Source organism: Mucilaginibacter sp. P4_C11 (assembly GCF_056402115.1).
This window is the reverse complement of sequence record NZ_JBFUIA010000029.1, coordinates 63332-80057: the sequence shown is the minus strand read 5'-3', so window position 1 is coordinate 80057 and position 16726 is coordinate 63332. Positions and strand designations below refer to the sequence as shown.

Here is a 16726-nt window from a genome sequence, read left to right as displayed (position 1 = left end):
GGCGTTTACTTTTTTACTAATAAAATAAACGCCGCAATGTTTTAAACAACTGATTTTATTTAGACTCAGGATCTGTCATCCGGGTTTCCGTATCAAAATAACGTACAATCAGGCGGTTGTCGCTGTTTTTATTAAAGTAGTTAATGGCCCAGCTAAAAAATATAATTCCCTTATTGGTAAACCCGGCTAACGACATTAAATGCACAAAGCCCCACAATAACCAGGCAAAAAGTCCCTGGAAATGTAGCTTGCCTAAATCGGCCACCGCTTTATTACGCCCAATTGTAGCTAACGATCCTTTATCTTTATATTTAAACGGCACGGTGGCCTGGTTATTCAATATCCTCACCAGGTTTTTGGCAAGCCACTCTCCCTGCTGGATAGCCGCAGGAGCCACACCCGGATGCCCATTCGGTGTTTCGGGGGTAATCATAGCCGATACATCGCCAATGGCAAAAATATTGCTATAACCATTTACTTTATTAATTTCATCAACTTGTATGCGGTTACCCCTTGTAATATTAGTTGGGGGTAAGCCGGCGGGCACCTCGCCTTTTACGCCTGCAGCCCATAAAACATTGCGGGTAAGTATGGTAGTGCCATCATCTATTTTAAGCAAAACACCATCATAGCTTTGCACGTGTACACTATTGTAAATGGTGACGTCCATGTCTTCCAAAAACTTTTTTGCTTTTGCCGATGCTGCCGGCGAGAAGGCGCCAAGCACAACATCCTTACCTTCAACCAGGTAAACTTTCATATTATGCTTACGCAAGCCATGATAGTCTTTCATTAAAATCAGCTGGCGCATTTCGGCAAGCGCACCGGATAGCTCCACGCCGGTTGGCCCTCCACCTACTACTACAAAAGTCATCAGGGCCGCTTTCTCTTCCGGGTCTTTGGTGACTAACGACATTTCGAGATTTTGCAATATCAAACTACGCAGGTTTAAGGCCTCCGGGATATTCTTCATCGGCATAGCAAAATGTTCAATTTCCTTGTTGCCAAAAAAGTTGGTGTTTGATCCTGTTGCAATAATCAGGTAATCGTAATATATCGTGCCTATATTGCTGGTAAGCGTATTGGTTTCGGGGTGTATCTGTTCAACCTCGGCAAGTGCAAACCTGAAATTCTCCTGCTTTGTAAAAATCCTCCTGATTGGAAAGCCAATAGAATCGGCAGCTATAGAACCGGCAGCTACCTGGTACAGCAAGGGCTGAAATGTATGGTAATTATGTTTATCAAGCAACAGTACATCAACCGGTGCATTTTTAAGGTTCTTAGCTAATTCAAGTCCTCCAAAACCGCCGCCGATGATCACAACACGTGGCTTTGTACCTTTCTTTTTATCCATAGGAAAAATTTACAGCAAGTTTAATGCCTTAAATTGATGTATACTAATTATTTCATAATCAAATTGTAAACTTACAAGTGTAACCAAACAATCATTTTTGAATCATTTTTACAGGAAATAGACTATAATTTCTTATTTTTAACAGATTTCTATTTAAAATGCGGTCAAATTAACAAGTGCCGTGTTAAATTATTGTGAAGAATGAACAAAAGTGATACAGTTTCTATTAAATCGACCGAAATAACAGTCAAAAAAAGTCTGCATGTTATCAAAATCGGTGGAAATGTAATAGATAACTCCGAAAACTTATATCATTTCCTGAAAGATTTTGAAACGCTGGATGGATATAAAATATTGGTACATGGCGGCGGCAAGGTAGCAACACAAATAGCAGGGGATTTAGGCATTGAAGCGAAGCTTGTTGATGGCAGGCGCATAACCGATATTGAAACGCTAAAAGTGGTTACCATGGTATATGGCGGCCTCATMAATAAAAATATAGTGGCTCAGTTACAACGTTTTGGTAATAACGCTATAGGGCTTACAGGTGCGGATGGTAATTTTATAAAAGCAAAAAAACGCCCGGTAAAAACCATCGATTATGGTTTTGTCGGCGATATCGACGAAAACTCTATAAACCCGGGCAATATAAGCAAATTGATGGAAGCGGGCTTTACCCCTGTTTTTTGCGCGATAACGCATGATGGCGAAGGGCAGTTATTAAATACTAATGCCGATACCATTGCATCGGCATTAGCGGTGAACCTGGCATCGTTATATGATACAACCCTGATTTATTGCTTTGAAAAAAAGGGGGTTTTGCAGGATATTGATGATGACGACTCATTAATACGCGAAATAAACCCCGAGCATTATGAAGAATTAAAAAAAGAACGAATTATACACAGCGGTATGCTGCCTAAACTCGATAATGCATTTACAGCGATAGCCTGCGGCGTAAAAGCGGTAATAATTGGCAAAAGCGACGATTTAGGAAATATAAAGAACAACAAACCATTTGGAACTCGTTTAAGTAAAACCACATGAACGCATCACAGCAAATAGCCATTTTGGGCTCTGGAAACATCGGGCTTTCGTTAGCCAAAGGGTTGGTTAAAGCAGGTATTTGCAAACCCCAGCAAATAACACTTACACGCAGAAATGTAGCTGCGCTGGCAGATTACGCCGCTTTAGGCTACCATACCACCGATAACAATTTAAAAGCTGTTAAAAAGTCGGATATCATAGTTTTGGCAGTTTTGCCGCAGCAGTTAAATAAGTTACTTGACGAAATAAGGCCTGCAATTAAGCCCGAAAAACAACTCCTGATATCAGTAATATCCGGCGTTAGCTGCAGCGATATCCGCCAGCAACTAGAATTAAACGTGCAGGTGGTGCGTGCTATGCCCAATACCGCAATAGCCATTGGCCACTCCATGACCTGTATTGCCACCGATAACGGTACCAATAAAAACATTAACCTGGTAAAATCACTTTTTGATACCGTTGGCGTAAGTATCCAGATTAATGAAGAATTAATGACATCAGCTACCGCACTTTGTGCCTGTGGTATTGCTTTCTTTTTGCGCTCTATCCGCGCTGCATCGCAAGGTGGCACGGAGATTGGTTTTCACGCCGGCGATGCACTGAAAATGGCTGCGCAAACAGCCAAAGGTGCTGCCGATTTATTATTGCAGCTATCATCGCACCCCGAACAGGAAATTGATAAGGTAACATCGCCAAGCGGTTGTACCATTGCAGGGCTTAACGAGATGGAACACAATGGCTTTAGTTCGGCGATGATAAAGGGTATTAAGCTATCTGCCGAAAAGGCCGGCGACCTTTATAAAAAGGAAGAGCATTAATATTGACACACAAATTGTCGTAAATCTTTTCTAATTACACGAATTAGGTTGGGTTCGGGACAATGCTGCAATACACTAGTTAGTGCCGGTTATTTCGAATTTCAGGAATTGGATTAGCGTAAAGGCAGTTATATTATATAAAGTTTTCATATCTAAATAGACAGAAATTTGTTTTTTATTCGTGTAATCCGACAAAATTCGTGTCTATTCGTGTTTTAAAATAATGTTAACAGTAGAAAAAATCGGCGGTACATCCATGACCGCATTGGGTGATGTCATCAAAAACATTATCCTGTTTGAACGCAGCGGCAACCAGCTTTACAACCGCATCTTTGTAGTCTCGGCATTTTCGGGGGTAACCAACCTTCTGCTCGAAAATAAAAAAACCAAGGCCCCTGGTGTTTATCACCGTTTGGCAACTTATAAAGATTTCCATAAGCCCCTTAAAGAACTTATTGTTAAACTAAAACAACTCAATAAAAACTATGAAGGCCTTGGCTTAAACCTTGCCCAGGCCGATGCTTTTATTGAGCAACGCCTTAAAGACGCACAAACTTACCTGGAAAATATTGCCAACATCCTTGCTTCTGGCTATGTAAATAAAGCCGATATTTTACTGGCTGCACGCGAAATCCTGGCATCTATAGGCGAAAGTCATTCGGCGTTTGTTTTCGCCAATATTCTGCAAAATATGTGCATCAATGCCACTTTTGTAGATTTAAGCGGCTTCCATGATCACCGGTCCTTAACTATAGATCAGCGCATCCGGAAAGATCTGCAGCATATAGATTTTGCCGGCACCATTACTATTGTAACCGGTTATGCCAAAGGAACCGAAGGTATTATGCGCGAGTTTGACCGTGGATACTCTGAAGTTACTTTTAGTAAAATAGCTGTTGAAGTAAAACCACAGGAAGCCATAATACATAAAGAATACCATTTGTGTACTGCCGACCCGCAATTGGTTGGTGTCGAAAATTGTTTCCCGGTGGGCAATACCAACTACGATGTGGCCGACCAATTGGCCGATGTGGGCATGGAGGCTATCCACCCAAAAGCATCCAAACCATTAGAGATCAATGATATTGACCTGCGAATAAAAAACACTTTCCAACCCGAACATCCCGGCACGCTAATCACACGCGAGTACATATGTGATAAAAAAAGGGTTGAAGTAATTACCGGAACCGAGCAAGTAATGATGATTGATATATACGACCCATCGATGGTGGGCAACGTAGGCACCGATTTTCATATCATGCAGCTATTTTATAAATATGGCGTAAGCTATACTTTTAAGGCCACCAGCGCCAACAGTATCTCGATTGTGATATGGGATAAGGATTTCAATAAAAAGCTGATACAGGAATTAGAAGATGATTACGAGAAAGTAACTGTTGAAAAAATGGCAATGGTATGCCTCATCGGTTCTAATATGGATCAGCCGGGTTTATTGGCCAAATCGGCAACGGCACTGGCACAAAATGGTATCAATATTAAAAGCTGTGGCTTTGCCCTGCGTAAGGTAAACATCCAGTTTTTGGTTGCAAGAGAAGATTTTGCCGAAGCTATAAAAGCTTTGAATAAGGCGATGATATAGTCTGAAGGAAAAGGTCGACGGTGAAAATTGTAGTAGAAACACTCAATTTTCACTCTTCGACTTTTCCGTATTTAAAGCTTTTATACTGTAACTATTCAACATTGTTAATAGTTCTGATAAATAAGCGTTCACATTTCCAAGCCTGATAGTTTTAGGAGCCTGGCGTATTAAAATCTGGCCGGTTGAAGTTTGCTTTGCAACCGGGTACATTTTAATCATGAGTGAACCGTTTTCTTCCTCAATTTCGTCAATATCTGCCCAATAATATTTTACATTTTTAACATGGTCATAAATACAAACCTCATCAAATTCAAGCTGGGGTTCTTTATTTATTGCTACTAGTATTGATCTTAAATTTGAATAGAAAAGGCTGATCAGGTTAAACGCAAAACCTATGTAAATAAACCAACTTGCCACTGCTGAAATATTCTTGCTAAAAAAGATAACAAGTATCCATATTACAGTTATAACTAATTGCAAAATCAACCCGGTGCCAAATTTAAAATAGTATTTCATCCTTCATCAAATGTAACAAATTACCCTAAAGTAACTAAGCTTTTACTTTTCGGATTAACCCGTCTCTTCTTCCGCCTACATTGTAACTTTCCCGTGGTTAATTTTTATAAGCGGGCAATTTTGAGCATATTTAATGGTTAACAAAGTTGATATGCGTAAACTTTTACTAATAACCCTTTTATCGGCTATCAATGTTAGCCTATCCGCTCAAACAATCCCAAAAAAACCGTTAGACCATGCTGTTTTTGACGGATGGCAAAGCATAACCGGCCAGCGGATAAGTAATGACGGTAAATGGATTATGTATGTTGTGAAACCGCAGGAGGGCGATGCCCAACTGGTGATAACTGATTCAAAAAACACGACCAAATTGCAAATACCACGTGCCGATACGGCGCGTTTCAGCAGCGATGGTAAATTCGCTGTATTCCAGATCAGGCCTTTTTTTAAAGATACCAGGCAGGCTAAGATCAAGAAGAAAAAACAGTCGGAGTTCCCTAAGGACACTTTAGGATTTATTTCGCTTTCAACCCAAAATATCATCAAAATACCGTCGGTGAGAAACTTTAAGATAGCCGAGAGCGCCAATGTAATCGCCTATCTGTCTGCTACTGATACAATAAAAAAGCCTTCGCCTGGCGACACCTCCAAAAAAGCTGTTAAAGAAACTACCGCGCCGTCAACGCAGGACGGTGCCGACCTTACAGTAAAACAATTGGCAGGCACCATAACCCATACATTTAAATACGTTACCGATTACCAGGTAAGCAAGAATGGTAAGCTGGTGGCTTTTGCGGTTACCGCGCCGGCAAAGCAAAAGCAAGTTACTTCTGGCCTATATGTTTTTGATGTAGATAAAAATGTAGTAAAAGCTATCAGCAAAGGCAGGGGAAATTACCACAACATAACCATCGATGACGCGGGCAGGCAAATTGCTTTTGCCGCCGAGAAGAACCCCGAGAAAGCCCTGGTAAAACCATTTAAACTTTACTATTACAACCTAACCCGCGACAGTGCTACGGTGATAGCCGCCGAAGGATTAGAAACAATGCCCGATAAATGGGCCGTGAGCGGCGATGGTAAAATATATTTCAGCAAGAGTGGCACAAACTTGTTTTTTGGCACCGCCCCTATCCCCAAACCGGCCGATACTACCATTGTTGATTTTGAAGTAGCCCGGCTTGATATCTGGAATTATAAAGATGATTACCTGCAGCCCCAACAGCTAAAAAACCTGCAAAAGGAACTCAAAAGAAGCTATCTTGCTGTAATCAGGCCCGAAGACCCAACATCCAAACAGATACAATTGGGCAGCAAGGCAATCCCCGAAGTTTTTGTGGCCGAGAATAAGGACGCACGTTATGTTTTGGGGGTTACAGATACCGGCGCACGCGTACAATCGCAATGGGAAGGCGACACCAAACAACAAGCCATTTTAATTGATACCAAAAGCGGCAACAAACGGCTGATAAACCAAGGTGTAAAAGCGAGTTATCGTATCTCGCCGGACGGCCAATTTGTGGCATGGTTCAATTTTGCCGATCAGCAGTGGTACAGCTACCAGATCATGACCGGCGCCAAAACAAACCTGACTAAATCAATCGGCACAAAAATGGGCGACGAATTGAATGATGTACCCAACTATGCCCAGGATTACGGCTTAGCAGGCTGGACAAAAGATGATAACTCGATATTAATTTACGACCGGTACGATATCTGGAGCATTGACCCGGCAACGGGCGACGCCACAAACTTTACCAATGGTATAGGGCGCAAAAACAAACTCATTATCCGGTACGACATTACCGATCCCGAACAAAAATTTATTCCCTCAAAACAGCCTATGTGGTTACTGGCACAGGATGAAGAAACAAAGCAATGGGGCTATTTTGTAAAAACACCCGAGAGCAAATCACCGCCTGAAAAGGTAACCTGGGGCAAATACAGCTATGGCGATTTAACCCGGGCAAAAAAGGCGGCAATTTACATCTACACCAAAGCGAATTATGAATCTTCGCCCGATTTGTACGTGTCAACCGACCTGAAAAAAGAGGCTAAGCTAAGCAGTATCAACCCCCAGCAGGCCCAATACAACTGGGGAACGGCCGAACTGGTGCACTGGACTACACCTAAGGGTTATAAGTCAACGGGGATATTATATAAGCCCGAGGATTTCGACGCTAATAAAAAATACCCCATGGTAGTTTATTTTTACGAGAAACTATCCGAAGGATTGTATAACTACCTGCCCCCTGCGCCTACCCCTTCGCGCCTGCCCATTTCATTTTTTGTAAGTAACGGCTATTTGGTTTTTGCGCCTGATATCAGCTATGAAACAGGCCATCCGGGCGCTTCGGCAGTTGAATTCATCAATTCTGGGGTCGAATCTCTGAAAAAGAATTCATGGGTTGATGGCGCGCATATAGGCATCCAGGGGCAAAGCTGGGGAGGCTACCAGGTGGCCTACCTGGTTACCCAAACCAACATGTACGCCGCTGCCTGGGCCGGCGCTCCGGTAGCCAACATGACCTCGGCCTACGGCGGTATCCGCTGGGAATCGGGTGTTAACCGGCAGTTTCAGTACGAGAAAACACAAAGCCGAATTGGCGCTACATTATGGGAAAAGCCTGAGTTGTATATCGAGAACTCACCCTTATTCCAATTACCCAAAGTACAAACACCTGTTATGATTATGAGTAATGATGCTGATGGCGCGGTGCCCTGGTACCAGGGAATAGAAATGTTTACAGCCCTGCGCCGCCTGGGCAAACCGGTTTGGCTGCTGCAATATAACGGCGAAGCACATAACCTGGTTCAGCGGCAAAACCGCAAAGATATTACTATCCGCGAACAGCAATATTTCGACCACTTTTTGAAAGGTGCACCAATGCCTGTCTGGATGGCCAAAGGTGTACCTGCTGTGGATAAAGGTAAAGACTGGGGTTTTGAGTTGGTAAAGTAGAGAACCGCACTAAATCTCCCCAGGGTAAACGCATACAAATAGCTAATGGAATGAGTTTATGGCGTCGGTAAGATATAAGCATCAAACAGCGCCTTATTTTTACTGGCTGATCCTGGTTAAATGATCCGTCTACCGAAGGCACTTGTATTGGCCAACAACAGGCACAAGTATTTGGATGCGCCTAAATTATGCGATCAGTTTAGTGTTAACCATGATAAAATATAAAATACTGACTATCAAATATTTATAAATATCTTATCTGAAATGCGTTAAGTTATGTTAACCCAATTAGCTGGGTTTTTCCTGTAAATCTCCCTAAAGAAGGAATTTTTATATTTTATAAAACGCCGTTCCGTTTCCAAAAAAAGAAGTTTGAAAACAACAAAGCCGGATTGATTAGTCCGGCTTTGTTGTTTTATATGAAGAGTTGTTTATATCTCTCTGTTTGCATCCCATTTCTCCAGGTAGTCGGCCACGCGGCGCACAAATGAGCCCCCTAAGGCACCATCAACAACCCTATGGTCATATGACAACGACAGGAACATCATGTGGCGGATGGCAATTACATCACCTTGTGGGGTTTCAATTACCGCCGGTTTTTTCTTAATGGCGCCAACTGCCAGTATAGCTACCTGTGGCTGGTTAATAATTGGTGTACCCATCACATTCCCAAACGAACCTACGTTGGTTATTGTAAATGTACCGTCCCTAACATCATCCGGTAATAATTTACCTATACGGGCGCGGTTAGCCAGGTCATTAACTGCTTTGGTAATTCCCAGCAGGTTTAACTCATCGGCTTTTTTAATCACCGGCACTATCAGGTTACCACTTGGCAACGCCGTTGCCATACTGATATTGATGGCTGCCTTTTTAATGATTTGCGTACCATTAACCGTTACGTTAATCATCGGAAAATCTTTGATCGCCTTAACTACGGCCTCAATAAATATCGGTGTAAAGGTTATTTTTTCATTCTCACGTTTTTCAAAACTGCTTTTCACCTTTTCGCGCCATAAAACCAGGCCCGTTACATCAGCCTCAACAAATGAGGTAACATGCGGCGAAGTTTGCTTGCTCATCACCATATGGTCGGCAATCAGTCGGCGCATCCTGTCCATCTCGATAATCTCATCGGCTCCGGAAACCGAGCTTAATGGCGGCCTCGGTTTTGCCGGTGCAGCCTCTGCTTTGGGCTCGGGTGCTTTTACAGGCTCCGCAACAGGTTGCAGTTGAGGTGGTGCCACAATCTCAGGCTCTCTAACAGGTTCAGGCTCCGKAATTGCAGTGGCAAGCTCTTCGGCGGTTACCACATCATTTAAAGTATCCGGTTGGTTTACCGCACTTTCTTCAGGTAACACAGCGTTTGTTGGCTCAACAGTTGTTTCTGGAGCTTCAGCAGCGGGTTGTACTATGCTTTGTGTATTGTTTTCAACAGGAACTTCTGTTTTTTGAGCAGATGCCGGGGAGTTCTTATACTGAATATAACTTAACAGATCATCTTTGGTTAAACGGCCTTCAGACCCGGTACCGGGGATACGATCAAGTTCGTCAATGCTGATGTTTTCCTGGCTGGCGATGTTACGTACCAAAGGCGAGTAAAAGCGTCCTTCACCTTTAAAATTCTGATCGTAAGGCGATGGCGCCTGGGGTTCAAGCTGTGAAATTCCCGGGATATCAACAGGTGCCGCGATATCAGTTTGATATTCTGTCACCTCTTGATTTTCAATCACAGGCGCTGGTGCATCATACCTAACTTCGTTAAACGGGGTATATTCCTTAAAATCAGTTTGACTTTCTTCGGCGGCAGCTGATTCTGCTACGTGAGGTACTTCAATAGCAGGAATTGTTGTTTCAACTTCAGGAGTTAATTCAGCCCCGGGCCCGGCACTTGCAGTTTCCGGCTCGTCAGTTTCAATAATGGCAATTATCGCCCCTACCTGCACTACATCATTTTCCTGGTATAACTGCTCTATTAATTTACCGGCAACGGGTGATGGCACATCAGAATCAACTTTATCAGTCGCAATCTCCATTACTGCTTCGTCGGCATCAACGCGATCTCCTGGATTTTTATTCCATTTAATTACGGTTGCCTCCGCAACACTTTCACCCATTTTTGGCAATAATAGTTGATATTTGGCCATAGATACAAATTATACTTTAAGCACAAAATTATGCATTTTGAAGGTTAATCTGCAACATCTGTTAGTAAAGTATTCAACATCGACAATGCAGTTACAGCGCTCCTTTCGATGTTTTGCTGCCTTTTGTTGCCAAATGTGTATTTCTTTACTAACAATTTCCCCTTGCCCGAAACCGCAATCCACACAGTACCAACAGGTTTATCTTCGGTGCCTCCATCGGGGCCGGCTATGCCAGTTATGGATATGGCAAAATCCGACTTGAAATTTAATAATGCGCCTGCTACCATTTCCTTCACAGTTTGCTCACTTACGGCGCCAAAAGTTGCCAAAGTTTCTGGCTTTACGCCAAGAATATGCTCCTTTAACTCGTACGAATACACAATTCCTCCCCCAAAAAACACTTTTGATGAACCGGCGTGCTGCGTAAAAAGATGAGAAAGGTATCCACCGGTGCAGCTTTCGGCCACTGATAAAGTAAGCCCTTTTTCGGCCATTTTGTTCAGGATCGCTTTTTCTAAAGGAATGTCTTCAGCAACAACAAAAACCCGGCCTATGCGTTCAATTATTTTTCCGGCAAATTCATCAACGCCTTTTTGCATCAAAGCAACGTCATCACCAAAAGCACTCAGCCGCAGCCTAACCTGGCCCAATTTGGGTAAATAAGCCAGCTTAATATATGATGGCAAGGTATCTTCAATATCTGCAATTCTTTCGGCCAAAAACGATTCGCCTTCTCCAACTGTTAAAAGTGTTTTATGAATGATGGATGGCAGCTTAAGTGTATTTTTCAACTTTGGTATCACGCCATCTTCCATCATATACATCATCTCGAACGGAACCCCCGGCATCGATACATATATCACCCCATCATGATTAAACCACATACCTGGCGCTGTACCGTTTTTGTTTAATATGATCTCGCAATTTGCCGGTACTTGTGCCTGTAATCTGTTTACTTCAAGTAATGGCCGGTTATATTTAGCAAAAATACGCGCCACATTTTCCAATGCGTCTTTATCCTCCATCATACCAACGCCAAAGTACTCGGCTAATGTTTTTTTGGTGATATCGTCTTTTGTCGGCCCCAATCCACCGGTTATAAAAACAACCTTAGCGCGGCCCGCTGCTTCGGCCAATGCCTTAAGGATATGTTCCCTGTCATCAGATACCGACGAGATTTGTTTTACCCTTACCCCTATTTTATTGAGTTCCTTAGCCATCCAGGCCGAATTGGTATCAACAATTTGTCCTATCAGTATTTCGTCGCCAATGGTTATGATCTCTGCCAGCATAGTAATTAATAAAAAGTTCTGCTACTTGAATAATCGTTTCTCTTACTCAGTTTTAAGTCCTGCAAAATAGTCGATTTTACCTTTAATGTAACATTATATGATTTTAAATAGCCAAAGGGTACCCATTGAAACGACAGGTCCCAGCAATGCAGGTCGCGATAAATGGAAAATGAAGTAGCGCTGGCCAGTTTCATTGCCTTAAAATCGTAGTTGGTTGAATATTGTATTTTCCATTTTTGAGTGATGCTTACATCCCCGCTTATCATCAGCGTGTTGCTGGTAGATACCTGGTTAAGATAATTGCTGTAACTATAACTATAATTTAAAGATATATTCCAGGGCACATTAAAATCTACATATGAATTAGGGTCGCTGTTTACCAATGCCAGGCGTTGCAGTTGAGGGGCACCTGCCCCTTGTAAAGTATTCACATTAGGCGTGCCGGGAGCTTTGGCCGATGTCGAGTTTAAGCTACCACTCATAGATATGCTCAATTGGTTTAACAACGGAAACTGCCCGTTTGACCACCTGAATTTATTAATACGCTGGCTGGTGCGTACAATAGTGTTATTGGCGATAGAATCATGCACAGCGGTAACATAAGGATCAAACGAGCCGCTGAAACTAATATTTACCTTTTGCTTAAAAATAGCCGTGTGACCCGAAAACTGAATATTAGCCAGTTTCATAGAGTCGGCAGCAAAATTGTAGAAGCTCGAAAACGATAAACCCTGCAATAAAGTGATCTTTCTTTCTGTAGCCGATGTATCGGTACTTTTGGGTTTTAACTTAGCTTCGATGGTATTATCCAGTGCGAAGCTGATACCTGCCTGCTTACCTGCCGACGGATAGCCATATACCCCGTTTTCTAAAATTGAATACTTCTGGTAGGTATAAGGATAAGGTACGCTTGCCTGGCTTACCGCGGTTTTATAATATCCGTAGCTGGGATCGCTAAAATCTGGGGTGTAGCCAAACCCGATAGATGGGGTCATTACGTGCCTTATAGCTTTCAAATTGCCTTTAAAGTTTAACGTACCGTATAATTTGGTTGACAGGCCCGTGCTTAAACTATAATTGCCGGCACGTTTAAAGCCTTGTAAAGTATCAACCAATAATTGATCGGAACTGCTGATACTTCCGCGCTCAAAATGTTTGTTTACCGATTGAAAATACCAACGCTCGGTATAATTCACGCTGCTATTAAACTGAAAGTACTTGAGCACATTTAAACCCAAACTTACCGGTATCTGGTGTTGAAAACCATTTTGAAGGCGGCGGGTAATCGTACTTTTAAAAAGTTCAGATTCGGGAATGCTGTTTACCTTATTGGTAGCATTCAGGTTATAACTCACCGTTATTTTTTGATACCATTTTTGCTCGCCAACCCTGTCTTTTGAATCAAAAGGATTAATTGACGACATACCAAAAGCAATGGTTGGCAACTCTATGGTAATTGTTTTATTGGCTATATCCTGGCTGTGGCCAATACCCACACTTAAATTAAATGGCGTACCGGCCCAGGTTTTACCATAGGAGATACTTGACCGTAAACTACTCTGCGCCGCGGTAACCACGTTATAATTTGATGTTGATGGGTTACGCGAAAAATAACCCGAGGTACCGGCATTCACCGACGCACTAAATGTTGAACCTGGATTGGCGCTCGGGTCCTGTGAGTGTGTCCAGTCGATATGTATATCTTTTACTGCAGGATCGCCCGGCAAACCGTAATTATGCGATCCGTAACTTAAGGACAAGTTACCTGTATACTTATAACGCACAAGGTAACGTGCTGTGGAGTTTACCTCATATGATCCTTTGGAGTAAATAGTACCCGTAGTGGTTAAATCCATATAATCACTCAACCCCAGGTAATAACCAAAACCGGCTAGTTTAAAGCCCAGTTTTGCATCCTCGCCAAAAGTTGGCAGGATAACCCCGGATGTTCGTGAATCGGGCTTGGGAAAAAAGCCGAACGGAATAGCAAGCGGTAATGGCACCCCTTCAATTTCGAGATAAGCCGGGCCAGATATAATCCTGTTTTTTTCGCCGATACCTTTGGTAATTACTATACCAAAGTGTGTATCGGGATAAGGAAGGTCGCAGGTGCTAAAAATTACGTTGCGGTAAGCTACTTCTGTTTCATTAAGTTTTTTTGCCTGGCCGCCCGATATAAAATTGCCTTCCTGCTCCGATGCCGGGTTATAAAGCTTTCCTTTTTTGGTAGTATAATTAAATAGCAACGAGTCGGATGCTATTGGTTTCTCGTTTTTTGACTTTGACAAAGGCCTCCCGATGTAACGCTTGGTCCGCGGGTCGATGCTACCGCTGGCAAATATGAGGTGGTTTTTCTGGTCGACCCGGATATAATCGGCATCCAACTCAAAATCTTCATAAGTTACCCTGGCGCGCCCATACAGGTATAAAATATTATGCTCATTATCAACAACGGTCGAGTCCTCGGCCACCGCTTTAACTTCAGATTGAATGCCCTCTTTCTTTTTTGTCGTATCCGTTTCGGGCAACTTGGTTTGGGGTTTCCCAGGGATGGTTGGCTTAGCCTGGATGTTTTTATTTTTATTGGTATCTGCCTTAACAACAGTATCTACAGCGGGGGTAATATTATAAGTACTGTTTACACCCTGCCCATCTGCATTTAGATTTGGCTTATTTTGCTTAGATTTCTTAACTTTAAGAAGTTTCCTGTCTCTTGCCTTAGTGGTGTCGAGTTTAATGATCGTATCTGCGACGGCCTTGCGGCTATGCCTGTTATATGTACCTTTGCTTTCGGCAACCAGTACATTTACCGTTAAAATAATTGCAAGCAGAAAAAAAAGAGTTATGAATTTCAAAATTGATTATGAATAGTATTTTTGCAGATATAGTTAACAGCGTTCAAAAATAATGAAAAATAGGGCATTGAAAAGATTGATTTATAGTTTATCGGTATTGTTGGTACTCCTTTCATCGTTCCCACTTATTTCTTACGGCCTAATCAAAACAGATACGGTTGTTAATTCGGGTTTCAAAATAAAAACTATTATCGTTGACGCAGGTCATGGCGGTAAGCCCACCGGGACGGGGCATTTTTCGCATGGTGCATCAGGAAGTTTTTCTTCAGAAAGAAATGTAACGCTTGCCATTGCTTTAAAATTGCAGGCTGCTATAGAAAAAGATATGGCCGGAGTGAAGGCTGTTTTAACCCGGTCGACAGAGGATGATGTATCCTTTGAACGCCGTGCCGAAATAGCCAACGAAAACAAAGGCAATGTTTTTGTATCCATCCACTGCAACTCACTATCTGACAGACGCGTGCGGGAGCAGGTGGGCACAAAACGCCACAAGCCGGTTTATCGTACGGTAACCGTACCAGACCGATCTGGCAAGGGTGTATTATTATTGGTTTACGGGCTGCACCGGTCAAAAGAAGAGGAACGAACCATAGTACACAACCAGGTTGAAGAAGATTCTGGAATGGACGCGGGCTTAGACCCGGATGACCCGATTACTATTATTTTAACCAACGAGTATAAAAGAAAATTCAGACAACAGAGCATTAAGCTGGCTACATTAATTAACAATGAATTTACTGAAACCGACGGGCGGACAAGTGAGGGTTTACGGGAACAGGGTATTTACGTACTATGCCACACAGCAATGCCTTCTGTTTTGGTTGAAACCGGTTATATTAATAACCCGACGGACGAAGCTTACCTGAACTCGGAAGACGGGCAAAACGAAATTGTAAGTTCAATAGTGCGCGCGCTATTAAATTACAAAAACGAGGTTGAACACGTATCGCAGTAACAAACAAGTAATAAAATGACATTCTTCACGTTTACTGCCAAAACTTAATCGATCTTTCAAACGTATATTGCATATAACATCACCTGTGCCGCTGGCATTGCCTGCAAAAAAACATTTAAACATAATCACACTACTGAATGAAAATTTCAAACGAAACAAAAATAGGCGCCCTTACAGTAATTGCAATCACCATACTTGTTTTAGGATACAGCTTTTTAAAAGGTAACGATGTATTTTCGGGATCAAATAAGTTTTACGCCGTTTATAATAGCGTTGAAGGATTGGGGGTATCAAAACCCGTGCTGGTAAATGGTTTCCAGATTGGCCGTATATCTAAAATGGAGCTTCAGCCGGATGGCCGGACTATAGTTGAATTTAAGATTGAAGAGAAGTACGATGTACCTAATAACACCCTGGCCAAACTGGAAAGTACCGATCTTTTAGGCAGCAAAGCCATTGTTTTTGAACTGGGCAACAGTAAAATACTTGCCGAAAACAAAGATACTTTGAAGGCCGATATCCAGGGAAGCCTGGCCGAAAGCCTGCAACCTATACAAAAGAAAGCAGAAATGCTGATTAGCAAACTCGATTCGTCATTAGCTGCCATTAACAAGATCCTGAACCCAAACTTTCAGAAGAATGTTGACCGTAGTTTTATGAGCATCGCCAATTCGTTGCAAACACTGGAGGGCGTTACCAAAAAGATAGACAATCTTGTGGGCACCCAAACCAAGCATATCGACGTGATACTATCAAATGCTGAAGTGGTATCAGCTAACTTAAAAACCAGTACAGGTCACATTAACGGAATGTCTGTTAATTTTGAAAAAATAAGTAACGATATAGCACAGTCAAACATTAAAAACACGTTGGATAATGCCAACAAAGCCATGGCCGATTTACAGGCTACCATTGCCAATATCAACTCCACCAAAGGAACTTTAGGCCTGTTAATGAATGATGATAAAGTATACAAAAACATGGATGCAGCCACCAACAGCCTCAACAACCTGTTGCTCGATTTAAAAGCGCATCCTAAACGCTATGTAAGCTTCTCAGTTTTTGGCGGTAAAAAAGACTGAAAATAGAGTCAAGAATCAAGACAAGTGCAAAAAAGCCGGTGATCAGTAATAGTCACCGGCTTTTTGCATTTCTCAATACTTTGATCCTAAATTTTGAA

11 protein-coding genes are annotated in these 16726 nt (G+C 42.3%); 6 read left to right on the top strand and 5 right to left on the bottom strand.

Annotated elements, in window-relative coordinates; translation table 11 throughout:
* Positions 1–55: 55 nt before the first annotated feature.
* Positions 56–1354 (bottom strand): NAD(P)/FAD-dependent oxidoreductase, encoded by a 1299-nt coding sequence (locus AC1DU2_RS23325; RefSeq protein WP_477362123.1) that lies wholly within the window; start codon positions 1352–1354, stop codon positions 56–58.
* 201 nt (positions 1355–1555) lie between these two features.
* Here AC1DU2_RS23325 and argB point away from each other — a divergent pair, with 201 nt between their 5' ends.
* The 3 genes from argB to AC1DU2_RS23310 all read left to right on the top strand — a co-directional run bounded on the left by argB (position 1556) and on the right by AC1DU2_RS23310 (position 4819).
* Positions 1556–2401, top strand: coding sequence for an acetylglutamate kinase (gene argB / locus AC1DU2_RS23320; RefSeq protein WP_477362121.1), 846 nt, complete (start codon positions 1556–1558; stop codon positions 2399–2401).
* Positions 2398–3219, top strand: coding sequence for a pyrroline-5-carboxylate reductase (proC, locus tag AC1DU2_RS23315; RefSeq protein ID WP_147060622.1), 822 nt, complete (start codon positions 2398–2400; stop codon positions 3217–3219). The genes argB and proC overlap by 4 nt, the downstream gene beginning before the upstream one ends.
* 223 nt (positions 3220–3442) lie before the next feature.
* Positions 3443–4819, top strand: a complete 1377-nt coding sequence (locus AC1DU2_RS23310; protein ID WP_477387266.1) for an aspartate kinase — start codon at positions 3443–3445, stop codon at positions 4817–4819.
* A 42-nt stretch (positions 4820–4861) separates the two neighbouring features.
* Here the strand turns inward: AC1DU2_RS23310 and AC1DU2_RS23305 are convergent, their stop codons facing one another.
* The gene (locus AC1DU2_RS23305) at positions 4862–5335 is read right to left on the bottom strand and encodes a hypothetical protein (RefSeq protein WP_477387264.1); all 474 of its coding nucleotides are present in this window, start codon (positions 5333–5335) and stop codon (positions 4862–4864) included.
* A 151-nt stretch (positions 5336–5486) separates the two neighbouring features.
* Between AC1DU2_RS23305 and AC1DU2_RS23300 the strand changes: the two genes are divergently transcribed.
* The gene (locus AC1DU2_RS23300) at positions 5487–8297 is read left to right on the top strand and encodes a S9 family peptidase (RefSeq protein WP_477387262.1); all 2811 of its coding nucleotides are present in this window, start codon (positions 5487–5489) and stop codon (positions 8295–8297) included.
* A 431-nt stretch (positions 8298–8728) separates the two neighbouring features.
* Here AC1DU2_RS23300 and AC1DU2_RS23295 read toward each other — a convergent pair whose 3' ends face one another.
* From AC1DU2_RS23295 to AC1DU2_RS23285, 3 genes are read right to left on the bottom strand one after another with little or no spacing between them, the layout of a single operon-like run.
* Positions 8729–10444, bottom strand: coding sequence for a dihydrolipoamide acetyltransferase family protein (locus AC1DU2_RS23295; protein WP_477387259.1), 1716 nt, complete (start codon positions 10442–10444; stop codon positions 8729–8731).
* 44 nt (positions 10445–10488) lie between these two features.
* The gene (locus tag AC1DU2_RS23290; protein WP_477387257.1) at positions 10489–11736 is read right to left on the bottom strand and encodes a competence/damage-inducible protein A; all 1248 of its coding nucleotides are present in this window, start codon (positions 11734–11736) and stop codon (positions 10489–10491) included.
* A 5-nt stretch (positions 11737–11741) separates the two neighbouring features.
* Positions 11742–14591: a putative LPS assembly protein LptD gene (locus AC1DU2_RS23285; RefSeq protein ID WP_477387255.1), complete on the bottom strand. Its 2850-nt coding sequence runs from the start codon at positions 14589–14591 to the stop codon at positions 11742–11744.
* A gap of 52 nt (positions 14592–14643) precedes the next feature.
* On the opposite strand from AC1DU2_RS23285, the gene AC1DU2_RS23280 reads away from it, so the two are divergent.
* Together AC1DU2_RS23280 and AC1DU2_RS23275 are read left to right on the top strand one after the other, a co-directional pair.
* A complete protein-coding gene (locus AC1DU2_RS23280; protein WP_477387253.1) occupies positions 14644–15546 on the top strand; it encodes an N-acetylmuramoyl-L-alanine amidase family protein in 903 nt (300 codons plus the stop codon).
* Between the two features lie 137 nt (positions 15547–15683).
* On the top strand, positions 15684–16628 hold the full coding sequence (locus AC1DU2_RS23275; protein WP_477363884.1) for an MlaD family protein: 945 nt from the start codon (positions 15684–15686) through the stop codon (positions 16626–16628).
* Positions 16629–16726: the final 98 nt, after the last annotated feature.